Source organism: Cellulosimicrobium sp. So1_17 (assembly GCF_055181235.1).
Genome location: NZ_CM143702.1, coordinates 606,566 through 621,815 on the forward strand (window position 1 = coordinate 606,566; position 15,250 = coordinate 621,815).

Consider the following 15,250-nt stretch of genomic DNA (forward strand, 5'->3'; position numbering starts at 1 on the left):
CAGGCGTCCCCCAAGAAGACCCGAACGGGACGGCCCGCCCCTCCACGCCGAGCGTGGGGAGGCGGGCCGTCGTCGTGAGGTACGTGGCCGGGAGGTGCGTCGTCCCACGCCGCGCACACGGACGGACCGGGGTCTAGCCCTTCGCGCTGACCTCGGCCGCGTCGCCGGTCCCGGCTGCCGCGACGTCGACGAGCCAGAGCGTGCGCTCGGTCCCCGCGACGGCGGCCGCGGGGGTGTCGTGCCGGTCTGCGCCGCCGAGAGCCGACGCCACTGCCGGCGCCTTCTCCGCGCCCGCCGCGACGACCCACACCTGGCGCGCGGCCGCGAGGGCCTCGAACGTCAGGGTGACGCGCTCCGGCGGAGGCTTCGGCGACCCGTGCACACCCGCCGCCGGCACCCCTGACACGTCCAGGCCGGGGTGGCCGGGGAACAACGAGGCGACGTGACCGTCCGGTCCCATCCCGAGGAGCAGGACGTCGAACTCCGGGACGGCCGAGCCGCCGACGGCGTGCGCGGCGAGCTCTTCCGCGTACCGCGCCGCGGAGTCCTCCGGCGTCGCGACGACGTCGGCTGCGAGCATCGGGTGCACGTTCTCCGCGGGGAGGTGCGGGAGGTGGGCGAGGAGCGTGTCCCGGGCCTGCGTCTCGTTGCGGTCCGGGTCTCCGGACGCGAGGAAGCGCTCGTCCCCCCACCACAGGTGCACGCCGGACCAGTCGACGGCGTCGCGCGCCGGGTGGCGCGCGAGGGCCGCGAGGCTCGCGATCCCGACCGTCCCGCCCGTCAGGACGACGTGCACGGGGCGGCGCGTCGACTGCACGTCGAGGAGACGCGTCACGAGGCGCGAGGCGACGGCCTCGGCGAGGACGGTGCCGTCCGGGTGCACGACGACGAGGCGTGCGTGCGAGGCGTGGGCAGTCCCGTGGGTCACGGTGCCGTCGCCGCTCACGCGCCCACCTTGGTGAGCCCCTTGGTCAGCACCTCGCCGTAGATCTCGTCGGGGTCGAGGCGTCGCAGCTCCTCGATGAGGGCCTCGCTGAGCGTGCGGATCGGCAGGGCGACCCGGCGGTCCGGCTTGCCGGGCTGGCTGATCGTGACGGTGCGGCCGTCGGGCCGGTCGAGGACGACGGGACCGCTCTTGCGCTCGAGCGTCACGCGCGTGATCGCCTCGGCGCCCCGGCGTCGCACGACCTCCGCGGGGCAGCGCAGGCGCTGACCGAGCCACGCGGCGAGCAGGTCGAGCGACGTGTGCTTCGCCTGCCCCTCGACGGTCACGCTCGTCACGGGGTCGTACGGCGGCTGGTCGAGCGCGGCGGCGATGAGCCCGCGCCACAGCGTGACGCGCGCCCAGGCCAGGTCCGAGTCGCCGGGGCCGTAGGTGGTCGCGAGCGCCGCGAGCGTGGCCGCGGGGTCCTTCGCCGTGATCGAGTCGGTGATGCGGCGCTGCGCCATCGCGCCGACGGGGTCGTCGTCGGGCGAGGCCGGCGGCTCGCCGGGCCACCACACGACGATCGGGGCGTCGGGCAGGAGCAGCGGCATGACGAGGGTGTCGGCGTGCTCGTGCAGCGGACCGGAGGTGCGCAGCACGACGACCTCCGACGCGCCGGCGTCCCCGCCGACGCGGATCTGGGCGTCGAGACGCGCGCTGCTGCCGCGCGACGCGGGAGCCACGACCACGACCCGGCAGGGGTGCTCACGGCTCGCGTCGTTCGCGGCCTCGATCGACGTCTCCACGTCGGACTCGCGCGCGATGACGACGAGGGTCAGGACGCGACCGAGGGCGATCGCGCCGCCCTCGTCCCGGAGGCGCACGAGGCGCTTGTTCACCGCGTTCGTCGTGGTGTCGGGCAGGTCGATGATCATCGCGGGGTCCTCCCCGGTCGCGTGCTGGCGGTGCGCGCCGGGTGACGCGCGGGTCGGTGCCGTCCGGCGGTGCGGTCGGCGGGGTGGCGCGAGCGGCTGCGGGGGCTCACGGGCGCCGCCACGAGCGGCCGTCGCGTGCGAGCATCTCGTCGGCGGACGCGGGGCCCCAGGTGCCGGAGCGGTACTGCTCGGGCCTGCCCTTCGCGGCCCAGTGCGCGGTGATCGGGTCGAGGATCTTCCACGACAGCTCGACCTCCTCGCGCGTGGGGAACAGCGGCGGGTCGCCGAGCAGGACGTCGAGGATCAGGCGTTCGTAGGCCTCGGGGGAGGACTCCGTGAAGGCGTGGCCGTAGCCGAAGTCCATCGTGACGTCGCGGACCTCCATCGCCGTCCCGGGGACCTTGGCGCCGAAGCGCATCGTCACGCCCTCGTCGGGCTGCACGCGGATGACGAGGGCGTTGTTGCCGAGGTCGGACGCCTGCGACGTCTCGAACGGCAGGTGCGGCGCCTTCTTGAACACGACCGCGACCTCGGTCACGCGGCGCCCGAGGCGCTTGCCGGTGCGCAGGTAGAACGGCACGCCGGCCCAGCGGCGGTTGTCGATGTCGACGCGGACCGCGGCGTAGGTCTCGGTCTTGGAGTCGGGGGAGATGCCGTCCTCGTCGAGGAAGCCGATGACCTCCTCGCCGCCCTGCAGACCGGCGGCGTACTGGCCCCGCGCGGTGTGCCGCGACAGCTCGCGCGGCAGCCGGACGGACGACAGCGCCTTGATCTTCTCGGCACGCAGCGAGGGGGCGTCGAACGAGACGGGCTCCTCCATGGCGACGAGCGCGAGGAGCTGCAGCAGGTGGTTCTGGATGACGTCCCGCGCGGCGCCGATGCCGTCGTAGTAGCCCGCGCGACCGCCGATGCCGATGTCCTCGGCCATGGTGATCTGCACGTGGTCGACGTAGTGCGCGTTCCAGATCGGCTCGAACATCTGGTTCGCGAAACGCAGGGCGAGGAGGTTCTGGACCGTCTCCTTGCCGAGGTAGTGGTCGATGCGGAAGACGGAGTCCGGCGGGAAGACCTCGGAGACGACCGCGTCGAGCTCGCGCGCGCTCTCCAGGTCGTGCCCGAACGGCTTCTCGATGACCACCCGGCGCCAGGCGTCGCCCTCGGAGCGCGAGAGACCGGACTCGGCGAGCTGGCGGCAGACGACCGGGAACGCGCCCGGGGGGACCGAGAGGTAGAAGGCGTGGTTGCCGCCCGTGCCGCGCTCCGCGTCGAGCGTCTCGACGGTCTCGCGCAGGCGCTCGAACGCGTCGTCGTCGTCGAACGAGCCCTGCACGAAGCGGATGCCCTCCGCGAGCTGGCGCCACGTCGCCTCGCGGAACGGGGTGCGCGCGTGCTCCTTGACCGCGTCGTGGACGACCTGGGCGAAGTCCTGGTCCTCCCAGTCGCGGCGCGCGAAACCGGTGAGGGCGAAGCCCGGGGGGAGGAGGCCGCGGTTCGCGAGGTCGTACACCGCGGGCATGAGCTTCTTGCGCGCGAGGTCACCCGTCACGCCGAAGATGACGAGCCCGCACGGGCCCGCGATGCGAGGCAGTCGCAGGTCGAGGGGGTCGCGCAGGGGGTTGTGCTCTGCCGTGATCTTGGCCGGTCTCACCTGGTGGCACCGTTCCGTTCGAAGGAGAGGAGAGGTCTGAGGCGTGCCGCGATCCTAGGAGGGGACGCGGCACGCCCGTGGGGTCTGCTCGCGGACCGGGACGGGCGTCAGCCCTGGTCGGCGACCTTGCGCAGGTTCTCGGCGGTGGTCTCGAGGAGCTCGGTCCAGCTGTCCTCGAACTTGCGCACGCCCTCGGCCTCGAGGCGGGCGGTCACCTCGGTGAGCGAGACGCCGAACGACTCGACCGTCTCGATCGTGCGCCGGGCCGCGGCGGCCGTGCCCGTCACCGTGTCGCCGGTCACGACGCCGTGGTCCGCGAACGCCTGGAGAGTGCCCTCGGGCATGGTGTTCACGACGCCGTCGGTCACGAGCTCGTCGACGTACATCGTGTCGCGGTACTCCGGGTTCTTGACGCCGGTGGACGCCCAGAGCGGGCGCTGCGGGTGGGCGCCGGCCGCGGCGAGCGAGCGCCAGCGGTCCGTGCCGCTGAACTCCTCGTAGGCCTCGAACGCGAGGCGTGCGTTGGCGACCGCCGCCTGGCCGCGCAGGTCCAGCGCCTCCGGGGTGCCGACCTTCTCCAGGGCGGCGTCCACCGCCGTGTCCACGCGCGAGACGAAGAAGGACGCGACCGAGCCGATCGGACCGAGGTCGATGCCTGCCGCGCGCGCCTGCTCCAGGCCCGTCGCGAACGCGTCCATGACGGCGCGGTAGCGCTCGAGCGAGAAGATCAGCGTGACGTTGACGCTGATGCCCTGGGCGAGGGTCTGCGTGATCGCCTCGAGGCCCGGGAGGGTCGCCGGGATCTTGATGAAGACGTTGGGCCGGTCGATCGTGCGCCACAGGCGCTCGGCGACCTCCACCGTGGCCGCGGCGTCCTCGTTCGCGAGCCGCGGGTCGACCTCGATCGAGACGCGACCGTCGACGCCGTCCGTGGCGTCGTACAGCGGGCGCAGGAGGTCTGCGGCCGCGCGCACGTCGTCGGTCGTGATGCGCTCGACGGCGGCCTCCACGGCCGCGGCGTCGGTGCCGGCCGGTGCGAGCTCGGCGAGCTGCGCGTCGTAGGCGTCGCCCTTCGACAGGGCGGCGGCGAAGATGGTGGGGTTCGTCGTCACGCCGACGACGCCGCGCGTGGCGACGAGGTCGGCGAGGTTGCCCGAGCGCAGGCGCTCGCGGGAGAGGTCGTCGAGCCAGATCGACACCCCCGCCTGCGTGAGCTGCTCGATCGGTCCGGGGACGGTGGTCTGCGTCATCAGGGGTCCTCTCGTGGTACCTCGACGGGGCCTCGTCGACCCCGGCGGTCCGTCCCGGCGCGGTGCCACGGGCGCGTGACCCGTGGCGCAGGTCCGAGGTGGGGCGCCGGGACCGGGGCCCCACCTCGGAATCTACGGTCGGTCAGGCGAGGTCGCCAGTGCCGCCCTCGACGGGCTTCGCGGGCCCGCCGGGTGCGTCGCCACCGCGCGCCGCGCCGATCGACTCGCGCGCGGCGGCCGCGACGGCCTCGGCCGTGATGCCGAACTCGCGGTAGATGACCTTGTAGTCGGCCGACGCACCGTAGTGCTCGATGCTCACGATGCGGCCGGCGTCGCCGACCAGCTCGCGCCAGCCCTGCGCCACGCCCGCCTCGACGGAGACGCGAGCCCGGACCGAGGCCGGCAGGACCGACTCGCGGTACGCGTCGTCCTGCAGGTCGAACCACTCGCGGCTCGGCAGCGAGACCACGCGTGCCTGCACGCCCTCGGCCGCGAGCTGCTCGCGCGCCTCGACGGCGAGCTGCACCTCGGAGCCCGTGCCGAGCAGGATGACGTCGGGCGTGCCCTCGGCGTCGACGAGCACGTAGCCGCCGCGCGCGGTGCCCGAGGCGTCCGCGAAGCCGTCCGTGCCGCGCGGGAACGTCGGGACGTTCTGGCGCGTGAGGATCAGACCGGCGGGGCGCTCGGTCGTCTCGAGGATCGTGCGCCAGGCCCACGCGACCTCGTTGGCGTCGGCCGGACGCACGACGTCGAGACCGGGGATGGCGCGCAGCGCCGCGAGGTGCTCGATCGGCTGGTGCGTCGGTCCGTCCTCGCCCAGGCCGATGGAGTCGTGCGTCCACACGAACGTCGACGGGATCTGCATGAGCGCGGCGAGACGGACGGCCGGGCGCATGTAGTCGGAGAACGTGAGGAACGTGCCGCCGTAGGCGCGCGTGCCGCCGTGCAGGACGATGCCGTTGAGGATCGAGCCCATCGCGTGCTCGCGGATGCCGAAGTGCAGCGTGCGGCCGTACTCGTGGCCCGGGAACTTCTTCGTCGCGTGCTCGACGGGCACGAACGACGGCTCGCCGTCCATGGTCGTGTTGTTCGAGCCCGCGAGGTCGGCCGAGCCGCCCCACAGCTCCGGCAGCACGTCCTTGAGCGCGGTGAGCACCTTGCCCGACGCCGCGCGGGTCGCGACGTCCTTGCCGGGCTCGAACGCGGGGAGCGAGTCCTCCCAGCCGTCCGGCAGGGTGCGCGTCGTGAGGCGCTCGAGCAGCTCGACGCCCGACGGGCTGGCCGTCTTCCAGGCCTCGAAGGCGGTGTCCCACGCGGCACGCTGGTCGCCCTGGCGCTCGGCGACGGACCGGGTGTGGGCGAGCACGTCGTCGTCGATCGCGAACGACGCCTCGGGGTCGAGGCCGAGCTCGACCTTGAGGCCGCGGACCTCGTCCGCGCCCATCGCGGAGCCGTGGATGCCGCCGGTGTTCTGCTTGGTGGGCGACGGCCAGCCGATGATCGTGCGCAGCGCGATGATCGAGGGCTTGCCGGTCTCCGCCCTCGCGGACTCGAGGGCCGCGGAGAGCGCGTCGACGTCCTCGGCGTAGCCCGTGCCGCCGTTCGTGAAGTCCACGCGCTGGGTGTGCCAGCCGTAGGCCTCGTAGCGCGCGAGCACGTCCTCGGTGAAGGCGATGTCCGTGTCGTCCTCGATCGAGATCTTGTTGTCGTCCCAGATCACCACGAGGTTGCCGAGCTGCTGGTGGCCCGCGAGCGAGGACGCCTCGGACGTCACGCCCTCCTGCAGGTCGCCGTCGGAAGCGATGACGTACACGTGGTGGTCGAAGGGCGACTCGCCCGGCGCCGCGTTCGGGTCGAGCAGGCCGCGCTCGCGGCGGGACGCGAAGGCCATGCCGACGGCGGACGCGAGACCCTGGCCGAGCGGCCCGGTCGTGATCTCGACGCCGTTGGTGTGCTTGTACTCGGGGTGGCCCGGGGTCTTCGACCCCCACGTGCGCAGCGCGGCGATGTCCTCCATCTCCAGGCCGTAGCCGGCGAGGAACAGCTGCAGGTACAGCGTGAGCGACGAGTGGCCCGCCGACAGCACGAAGCGGTCGCGGCCGACCCAGTGGGAGTCCGCCGGGTCGTGGCGCATGACCTTCTGGAACAGCAGGTAGGCCGCGGGTGCCAGCGAGATCGCCGTGCCCGGGTGGCCGTTCCCGACCTTTTCCACGGCGTCGGCGGCGAGCGCCTTGATCGCCTTGACGGCCCGGTCGTCCAGGTCCGTCCAGTCCAGGGGCGTGTGAGCAGGGGGCAACGCGTTCACCGAACCTCATTCCCGTCCGGAGCGCGCGCCCCGGATCCTCGCGACATCTCGAAGCAGCCGTCGCCCTGCTCCGCCGGTCCGCCCCGACCTCGGTCGGGGCCGCGGCAGGGACGGCGCGACCGGCTCGTCAGACTGTCGACGGCACGGTGCAGCGCAGCGCGGTTGCGTGACCCAGCCTATACACGTGCCGGGATCACGCCCGGTGGGTGCTCACGTCGTGGATTTCGGTCGGATCTCACACAATGTGCGGGCTCGTGCGGTCGGCCCCGTGGCAGGTCGCGACGTACGATGCTCGGGGACGGCCGGTGGTCCGTCCCCGCTCGCCCCCCACCTCAGAACGGAACACCGAAGCGCGTGCACACCACGAGCCAGGCACCGATCGACGGGACCGGAGTCCCGTCGCGCACCGTGCCGACCCCCGGGTCGGCGGACGAGACGGCGCGTCCCTCCGCGGCCGTCGCTGCTCGCGGGGTGAAAGAGCGCGTCGGCGCGTACGTCGCGCTGACGAAGCCGCGCATCATCGAGCTCCTGCTCGTCACGACCGTCCCGACCATGATCCTCGCGGCGGGCGGCTTCCCGGACTTCTGGCTCGTCGTCGCGACGCTGGTGGGCGGCACCCTCGCCGCCGCGTCCGCGAACGTCTACAACTGCTACCTCGACCGCGACATCGACGAGATGATGAACCGCACCAAGCGGCGCCCGCTGGTCACGGGAGAGGTCACGCCGCGCGCGGCGCTCGTCTTCGCGACGGTGCTCGGCGTCGTGGCGCTCGTGTGGTTCGCCGTGCTCGTCAACGCGCTCTCGGCCTGGCTGACGTTCGCCGCCATCGCGATCTACGTCGTCGGCTACACGATGATCCTCAAGCGCCGCACCCCGCAGAACATCGTCTGGGGCGGGATCGCCGGCTGCATGCCCGTCTTCATCGGGTGGTCCGCCGTCGCGGACTCGTTGAGCTGGGCCGCCGTCGCGCTCTTCCTGGTCATCTTCTTCTGGACGCCGCCGCACTACTGGCCGCTGTCGATCAAGTTCAGGCGCGACTACGAGACCGCGGGCGTCCCGATGCTCCCCGTCGTCGCGGACGACCGCAAGGTCGCGCGCGAGATGATCGTGTACGGGCTCGCGATGGTCGCGTCGTCGCTCGCCCTGTGGCCGCTCGCGGGCATGACGTGGGTGTACGGGGTCGTCGCGACCGTCCTCGGCGTGTGGTTCATGGCGTCGTGCGTGACGATGCTGCGCCGTGCGCAGGACCCGTCGCGCGGCAAGATCGGCGCGATGAAGGTCTTCCACGCGTCGATCACCTACCTGACGCTGCTGTTCGTCGCCGTCGCGGTCGACGTCTTCCTGCCCTTCTGACACCTGCCGACGACGCGCCGGCACCTGCTGGCACGGACGTCCTCGGGACCGCCTCCGCCGCGGCGTCCGTCCGCGCGGGCATGATGGTCCCGTGCCACCTGCCCTCTCCGCCCGAGCCGGCGAGCCGGCGCCCGCCGGGTCCGCAGCGCCCGTCGTCGTGCCCGACGCGCTCGACCGCGCGACGCGCGAGTACCTGGCGCACCTCGCCGTGGAACGCGGCCTGTCGGCGAACACGGTCGCGGCGTACCGCCGCGACCTGACGCGCTACGTCGCGTTCCTCGCCGGGCGCGGCAACCACGCCGTGCGCGACGTCGTCGCGGAGGACGTCGCCCACTACGTCACGGCGCTGCGCACGGGGTCCGACGGCGGGGCGTGCCTCTCGCCGTCGTCCACGGCCCGGTCCGTGGCCGCCGTGCGGGGCTGGCACCGCTTCTGCGCGGCGGAGGGCCTCGCGGACGGCGACCCGTCGGTGGACGTCCGTCCGCCTGCGCAGGGCAGGCGGCTGCCGAAGGCGATCTCGACCGACGAGGTCGAGCGCATCCTCGACGCCGCAGGGGCGGGTGACGGAGCCGCTCCGTTGCGCGACCGGGCGCTGCTCGAGCTCGTGTACTCGACGGGGGCGCGCATCTCGGAGGCCGTGAGCCTCGACGTCGACGACCTCGACCTCGACACCGGGGCCGTGCGGCTGCTCGGCAAGGGTGGCAAGGAGCGCGTCGTGCCGGTGGGGTCGTTCGCGCGGCGCGCGCTCGACGCCTATCTGGTGCGTGGTCGCCCGGACCTCGCCGCGCGCGGGCGAGGCACCCCGGCGACGTTCCTCAACACGCGCGGTGCGCGGCTGTCGCGCCAGAGCGCGTGGGCCGTGCTGCGCACGGCCGCGGAGCGCGCCGGGCTGGTGCACCCCGAGCGGATCTCCCCGCACACGCTGCGCCACTCGTTCGCCACGCACCTCCTCGCGGGCGGCGCGGACGTGCGCGTGGTCCAGGAGCTGCTCGGGCACGCGTCCGTGACGACGACGCAGATCTACACGCTCGTGACGCCCGACACGCTCCGCGAGGTCTACACCGCCTCGCACCCCCGCGCGCTCGGCTGACCGGACCGACCCGACTCGCGGCGCGCGGGCGCGTGCACACGGGCGTGTGCGGAGGGCTGCGATACCGTGGCGGACGTGAGCAGCCAGGCCGAGACCCAGCACGAGACCGGCGGCACGTACCCCGCGCCCGGTGCCGGCGCCCGCCCCGCCGCCCCGCCGGACGCCCCGTCGGACCGCCAGGCGGGTGCGTCGTCGGAGCCCGCGGTGCACGTCGAGGAGACCCAGCGCGTCGACGTCGTCGGCCGCCCGCTCCCGGTGTTCCCCGACCCCGCCCCGCTCGCGTCGCACGGCCCCGGTCGGATCATCGCGATGTGCAACCAGAAGGGCGGCGTCGGCAAGACGACCACCACGATCAACCTCGGTGCCGCGCTCGCCGAGTGCGGGCGCCGCGTGCTGCTCGTCGACTTCGACCCCCAGGGCGCGGCGTCGGTCGGCCTCGGGGTGAACCCGCACGAGCTCGACCGCACGGTCTACAACCTGCTGATGGAGCGCGGCGCCGACGTGCACGAGGTCATCGTGAGCACCGACGTCGAGAACCTGGACGTCCTGCCCGCGAACATCGACCTGTCCGCGGCGGAGGTGCAGCTCGTCGGCGAGGTCGCGCGCGAGTCCGTGCTGGCCCGCGTGCTGCGCCCCGTCGTCGACGAGTACGACGTGATCCTCGTCGACTGCCAGCCGTCGCTCGGCCTGCTGACCGTCAACGCGCTCACGGCCGCGCACGGCGTGCTCATCCCGCTCGAGTGCGAGTTCTTCGCGCTGCGCGGCGTGGCGCTGCTCGTCGAGACGATCGAGAAGGTGCGCGACCGGCTCAACCCGCGCCTCGACGTCGACGGCATCCTCGCGACGATGTTCGACTCGCGGACGCTGCACTCCCGCGAGGTCGTGGCGCGCGTGCACGAGGCGTTCGGGGACAAGCTGCTCCAGACGGTCATCGGGCGCACGGTGAAGTTCCCCGACGCGTCGGTCGCCGCCGAGCCCATCACGGTGTACGCGCCGAACCACCCGGGTGCGCAGGCCTACCGACAGCTCGCGCGGGAGCTGGTCGCCCGTGGCGACGCCGCCTGACACCGACGCCCCGTCCGCGCGCACCGAGCAGCGCGGCTTCGAGGTCCGGCTGGACAACTTCAACGGCCCGTTCGACCTGCTGCTGTCGCTCATCACGAAGCACAAGCTCGACATCACGGAGATCGCCCTCGGGCGCGTGACCGACGACTTCATCGCCCACATCCGGGAGCAGGAGCGCGCGGCGGCCGAGGCGCACGCGGCGGGCCAGGAGCATCCCGGCTGGGACCTCGGGACGGCGAGCGAGTTCCTCGTCGTCGCGGCGACGCTCCTCGACCTCAAGGCGGCCCGCCTCCTCCCGTCGGGGATCGTAGACGACGAGGACGACCTCGCCCTCCTCGAGGCACGCGACGTGCTGTTCGTCCGGCTCCTGCAGTACCGGGCGTACAAGGAGGTCTCGGGCGTGCTCGCCGAACGGCTCGCGAGCCAGGGCCGACGGTTCCCGCGCGTCGTGCAGCTCGAGCCGCACCTCGCCGCGCTGCTGCCCGAGCTCGTGTGGACGATGGGTCCCGACCGCCTCGCGGCGCTCGCCGCGGGTGCGCTCGCGCCGAAGGCGCCCCCGCCCGGGGTGGACCTCGCCCACCTGCACGCCCCCGCGGTGAGCGTGCGCGAGCAGGCGGAGGTCGTCGCGGCCCACGTGCGACGGCAGGGCGCCACGACGTTCCGCGCCCTCGTGGCGGACGCGGGGGAGACGGTCGTGGTCGTCGCGCGCTTCCTCGCGCTGCTCGAGCTCTTCCGGGAAGGGCTGGTCGGGTTCGACCAGCTCTCCCCGCTCGGCGAGCTCACCGTCCGGTGGGCAGGGGAGGACGGCACGGGCCTCGCGGCCGGCGTCGGGAGCGAGTTCGACGAGGGCGACGAGCAGGACGAGGGACGCGACCAGGAGGTCGTCCTGGAGCGCGACGTAGCGGAGGTGCACGCGTGACCGAGGTCGAGGACGGCCGAGCCGTCGATGAGGCGGTGACGGTGGACGACGTCGCCGACCTGCCCGACGTCCACGAGCTGCCGGGCGGGCTCCCCGCCGCGCTCGAGGCGGTGCTCATGGTCGCGGACGAGCCGATCCCCGTGGTCGAGCTCGCGGCGGCGCTGGCCGTGCCGACGGACGAGGTAGCCGAGACGCTCGTCACCCTCGCGGCCGAGTACCGCGGCGACGACGGCTCCCGGCCGCGCGGCTTCGAGCTGCGCGAGGCGGGCGGCGGCTGGCGCGTGTACTCCGCACCGGCGCACGCCGACGCCGTCGGCCGGTTCGTCCGGGGCGGTCAGACGGCCCGGCTGACCCAGGCGGCCTTGGAGACTCTGGCCGTCATCGCGTACCGTCAACCGGTCAGCCGGGGGCAGGTGTCCGCGGTCCGGGGCGTGAACGTCGACGGCGTGGTGCGCACGCTCGCCGCGCGCGGGCTCGTGGCCGAGGTCGGGCAGGACCCGCACACGGGCGCAGGCCTGTTCGGCACCACGGGGTACTTCCTCGAGCGCATGGGCTTCTCGTCGCTCGACGAGCTGCCCCCGCTCGCGCCGCACCTGCCGGGGATGGACGATCTCGAGGGGATCGACGGGCTCGCCGACCTCAGGTCGGCCGGCCCGCGACGGCCCTCGGCGGCACAGACGCCCGACGACGCCGCGTCGACCGACGCGGCGCACGACGAGGGCACGGACGAAGGACAGCGATGAGCACAGGAGACCGACGCCGGGACGGCGACGGGTCACGTCGACGCGAGGACGGGCAGGGCCGCGAGGCCGGCCGGGGCGCCGGAGGCACCGGCCGGGGCGCGGGCGGCACCGGCCGGGGCGCGGGCGGCGCTGCTCGCGCTTCCGGTGGCGGTTCCGGTCGCGGGTCGTCGGGTCGGGGCGGTGCACCGGGCGGTGCCGGCCGGGGTGCGCGGGTCGGTCCCGGCGCACGGCCTGCCGCGGCGCAGCAGCAGCAGCGCCGTCGTCCGCGCACGGAGCCCACGGAGCCGGTCCGCGACGTGCACGTCGAGGACGGCGTGCGGCTGCAGAAGGTCCTCGCGTCGGCCGGTCTCGGGTCGCGCCGCGCGTGCGAGGAGCTCATCTCGGACGGTCGTGTCGAGGTCGACGGGGTCCAGGTGCGCGAGCTGGGCGTGCGCATCGACCCGGCGACCGCCGTCGTGCACGTGGACGGCATGCGCCTGCAGCTCGACACGACGCGCGTCACGCTCGCGCTGAACAAGCCGCAGGGCGTCGTGTCGACGATGCACGACCCGGACGGGCGCACGTCGCTCACCGACCTCGTCGCGGACCGCTCGGAGCGGCTGTTCCACGTCGGCCGGCTCGACGCGGACAGCGAGGGACTGATCCTGCTGACGAACGACGGCGAGCTGGCCAACCGCCTCGCGCACCCGTCCCACGAGATCGCGAAGACCTACCTGGTGACGGTGCAGGGCAAGCTCCCGGGCAACGTCGCGAACAAGTTCCTCCACGGGATCGAGCTCGAGGACGGCGTCGTGCGCGCCGACTCCTACCGCGTGGTCGACCAGGTCGCCGACCAGACGATGGTCGAGATCGTGCTGCACTCGGGCCGCAACCGCGTCGTGCGGCGCATGTTCGAGGAGGTCGGCCACCCGGTGACGCGCCTCGTGCGCACCCGCATCGGCCCGATCGCGCTCGGCAACCTGCGCCCCGGCACGACGCGCGTGCTCGGGCGCACCGAGCTCGGGACCCTCATGTCCGCCGTCGACCTCTGAGGACCGGCGAGACGTCCGCACCACCGCACGAAGGAGCACCACCCATGCCGGTCCGGGCCATCCGGGGCGCGACCCAGCTCGACGCCGACGAGCGCGAGCACCTCTTCGCGCGCACGCGCGAGCTCGTGCAGGAGGTGCTCGACGCGAACCGGGTCGACACGTCATCGCTCATCTCGATCCTCTTCACGTGCACGCCCGACCTCGTGTCCGACTTCCCGGCCGCGGCGGCCCGGGAGCTGGGCCTGGGGGACGTCCCGCTGATGTGCGCGACGGAGATCGCGGTCCCCGGCGCGCTGCCGCGCGTCGTGCGGCTGATGGCCCACGCCGAGCTGGACGTCGACCGCGCCGACGTCCAGCACGTGTACCTGCACGGCGCGACCGCGCTCCGCCGGGACCTCGCCCAGTGAGCGCAGCCACCCCGGTGACCCCGGTGAGCACGCGCGACGACGCGCGAGGAGGAGACGAGATGACGCAGGGCACGCCGAGCACCGACGCCGGCGCCGACCGGAGCGCCGCCACCCCGCTGACGATCGCGATCGACGGGCCGTCCGGCTCGGGCAAGTCGAGCGTCGCGAAGGGCGTCGCACGACGGCTCGGCCTCGCCTACCTCGACACGGGCGCCATGTACCGCGCGGCGACCTGGTGGTGCCTGCACCGCGGTGAGGACCTGGACGACAGGGTCGCCGTCGCGCGCGCCGTGCGCGTCATGCCGCTCGCGGTGGGCCTCGACCCCGACGACCCCACCGTCCACGTCGACGGCACCGACGTCGGCGAGGCGATCCGCAGCACGGAGATCTCCACGGCCGTGAGCGCCGTCGCGACGAACCTCGACGTGCGTGCCGAGCTGCGCCGCGTGCAGCGCGCGGTCATCGAGACGGAGCACGGCCCGGCCGGCTTCTCCGCCGGGCGCGGCGTCGTGGCCGAGGGTCGTGACATCACGACCGTCGTCGCGCCGGACGCCGACGTGCGGGTCCTGCTCACCGCGAGCGAGGAGGCTCGCCTCGCCCGCCGCTCGCTCGACGTGCACGGCACCGCGGACGCGGCGGCCGTCGAGGCGACCAGGGACCAGGTGCTGCGCCGCGACCGCGACGACTCGACGGTCTCCCAGTTCCAGGTCGCCGCGGACGGCGTCGCGACCGTCGACTCGTCGGACCTCGACCTCCAGCAGACGGTCGACGCGGTGCTGGCCGTCGTCGAGCGGACCACAGGGCGAGCGGTGGGCCCCCGCCCCGCGCCGTGAGCGGCGCGGCACCCGCGCCTCGCGTCCCGTCGCCCGCGGGGCCGGCGTGGTCGCGGTGGGTCGGGCGCTTCCTCGCCCGCGTGGTGTGGGCGACGCGCGTCGAGGGTCTCGAGAACGTCCCGGCCGACGGGCCGGTCGTGCTCGCCGCGAACCACACCGGCGTCGTCGACGGTCCCGTCGTGCTCGGCGTCTCGCCGCGGCCGCTGCACGTCCTCGTCAAGGAGGAGATGTTCGTCGGGCCGGTCGGCGCCGTGCTGCGCGCCGCCGGGCAGATCCCGGTCGACCGGCAGGGCGGGCGCCCCGCCCTGGCGGCGGCGCTCGCGGTGCTGCGCCGGGAGGGCGCGGTCGGGGTCTTCCCCGAGGGCAACCGGGGTCGTGGCGACGCGACCGCGGCGCGCGCGGGGGTCGCATGGCTCGCGCTCAACGGCCACGCCCGGGTCGTGCCCGTCGCCGTCCTCGGCACGCGGCGCACCGGGGAGGGCGTCAACCACGTCCCCGGCCTGCGCCGCCGCCTCGTCGTGCGCTTCGGGGAGCCGGTCGTCGTGGCGCGCGTCCCCGGCGTGAGCGGCAAGCAGGCGCTCGAGGACGCCAACGAGCGGATCCGGCACGCGCTCGCCGTCCTCGTCGCCGACACCGTGGCGGGCTCGGGGATCGCGCTGCCGCTGGACGACCCGAACCGCGAGGGGCGACCGGCGCCGTGACCCCAGACGGCCCGCCGTCCGGCGCACCTCTCCCGGGCACCCCCG

The 15,250-nt window shown here is 74.1% G+C and carries 14 protein-coding genes; 9 read left to right on the top strand and 5 right to left on the bottom strand.

The window, feature by feature from the left end:
- Window positions 1-133: 133 nt before the first annotated feature.
- The 5 genes from pgl to tkt all read right to left on the bottom strand — a co-directional run bounded on the left by pgl (window position 134) and on the right by tkt (window position 7,063).
- Window positions 134-946: a 6-phosphogluconolactonase gene (pgl, locus tag ACZCLJ_RS02660; RefSeq protein ID WP_463105362.1), complete on the bottom strand. Its 813-nt coding sequence runs from the start codon at window positions 944-946 to the stop codon at window positions 134-136.
- Window positions 943-1,860, bottom strand: a complete 918-nt coding sequence (gene opcA, locus ACZCLJ_RS02665; RefSeq protein ID WP_463105363.1) for a glucose-6-phosphate dehydrogenase assembly protein OpcA — start codon at window positions 1,858-1,860, stop codon at window positions 943-945. The genes pgl and opcA overlap by 4 nt, the downstream gene beginning before the upstream one ends.
- Window positions 1,861-1,966: 106 nt before the next feature.
- Window positions 1,967-3,508, bottom strand: coding sequence for a glucose-6-phosphate dehydrogenase (zwf, locus tag ACZCLJ_RS02670; RefSeq protein WP_251151125.1), 1,542 nt, complete (start codon window positions 3,506-3,508; stop codon window positions 1,967-1,969).
- 107 nt (window positions 3,509-3,615) lie between these two features.
- Entirely contained in the window at window positions 3,616-4,758 is a 1,143-nt protein-coding gene (tal, locus tag ACZCLJ_RS02675) for a transaldolase (RefSeq protein WP_463105364.1), read from the bottom strand.
- 142 nt (window positions 4,759-4,900) lie between these two features.
- Window positions 4,901-7,063, bottom strand: coding sequence for a transketolase (tkt, locus tag ACZCLJ_RS02680; protein WP_463105365.1), 2,163 nt, complete (start codon window positions 7,061-7,063; stop codon window positions 4,901-4,903).
- Window positions 7,064-7,417: 354 nt separating this feature from the next.
- On the opposite strand from tkt, the gene ACZCLJ_RS02685 reads away from it, so the two are divergent.
- From ACZCLJ_RS02685 to ACZCLJ_RS02725, 9 genes are all read left to right on the top strand, one after another.
- Window positions 7,418-8,416, top strand: a complete 999-nt coding sequence (locus tag ACZCLJ_RS02685; RefSeq protein WP_285821110.1) for a heme o synthase — start codon at window positions 7,418-7,420, stop codon at window positions 8,414-8,416.
- 91 nt (window positions 8,417-8,507) lie between these two features.
- Complete coding sequence (gene xerD / locus ACZCLJ_RS02690; protein ID WP_463105366.1) at window positions 8,508-9,506, top strand: site-specific tyrosine recombinase XerD; 999 nt, start codon at window positions 8,508-8,510, stop codon at window positions 9,504-9,506.
- A gap of 204 nt (window positions 9,507-9,710) precedes the next feature.
- A complete protein-coding gene (locus ACZCLJ_RS02695; RefSeq protein WP_463106341.1) occupies window positions 9,711-10,571 on the top strand; it encodes a ParA family protein in 861 nt (286 codons plus the stop codon).
- Entirely contained in the window at window positions 10,555-11,490 is a 936-nt protein-coding gene (locus tag ACZCLJ_RS02700) for a segregation and condensation protein A (protein ID WP_463105367.1), read from the top strand. Before ACZCLJ_RS02695 ends, ACZCLJ_RS02700 begins: the two co-directional genes overlap by 17 nt.
- 35 nt (window positions 11,491-11,525) lie before the next feature.
- Window positions 11,526-12,233 (top strand): SMC-Scp complex subunit ScpB, encoded by a 708-nt coding sequence (scpB, locus tag ACZCLJ_RS02705; RefSeq protein WP_251151255.1) that lies wholly within the window; start codon window positions 11,526-11,528, stop codon window positions 12,231-12,233.
- Window positions 12,230-13,264: a pseudouridine synthase gene (locus ACZCLJ_RS02710; protein WP_463105368.1), complete on the top strand. Its 1,035-nt coding sequence runs from the start codon at window positions 12,230-12,232 to the stop codon at window positions 13,262-13,264. The genes scpB and ACZCLJ_RS02710 overlap by 4 nt, the downstream gene beginning before the upstream one ends.
- 44 nt (window positions 13,265-13,308) lie before the next feature.
- Complete coding sequence (gene aroH / locus ACZCLJ_RS02715) at window positions 13,309-13,671, top strand: chorismate mutase (RefSeq protein WP_251151121.1); 363 nt, start codon at window positions 13,309-13,311, stop codon at window positions 13,669-13,671.
- Between the two features lie 59 nt (window positions 13,672-13,730).
- Window positions 13,731-14,504: a (d)CMP kinase gene (gene cmk / locus ACZCLJ_RS02720; protein WP_463105369.1), complete on the top strand. Its 774-nt coding sequence runs from the start codon at window positions 13,731-13,733 to the stop codon at window positions 14,502-14,504.
- Window positions 14,501-15,205 (top strand): lysophospholipid acyltransferase family protein, encoded by a 705-nt coding sequence (locus ACZCLJ_RS02725; RefSeq protein WP_463105370.1) that lies wholly within the window; start codon window positions 14,501-14,503, stop codon window positions 15,203-15,205. The genes cmk and ACZCLJ_RS02725 overlap by 4 nt, the downstream gene beginning before the upstream one ends.
- Window positions 15,206-15,250 lie beyond the last annotated feature (45 nt).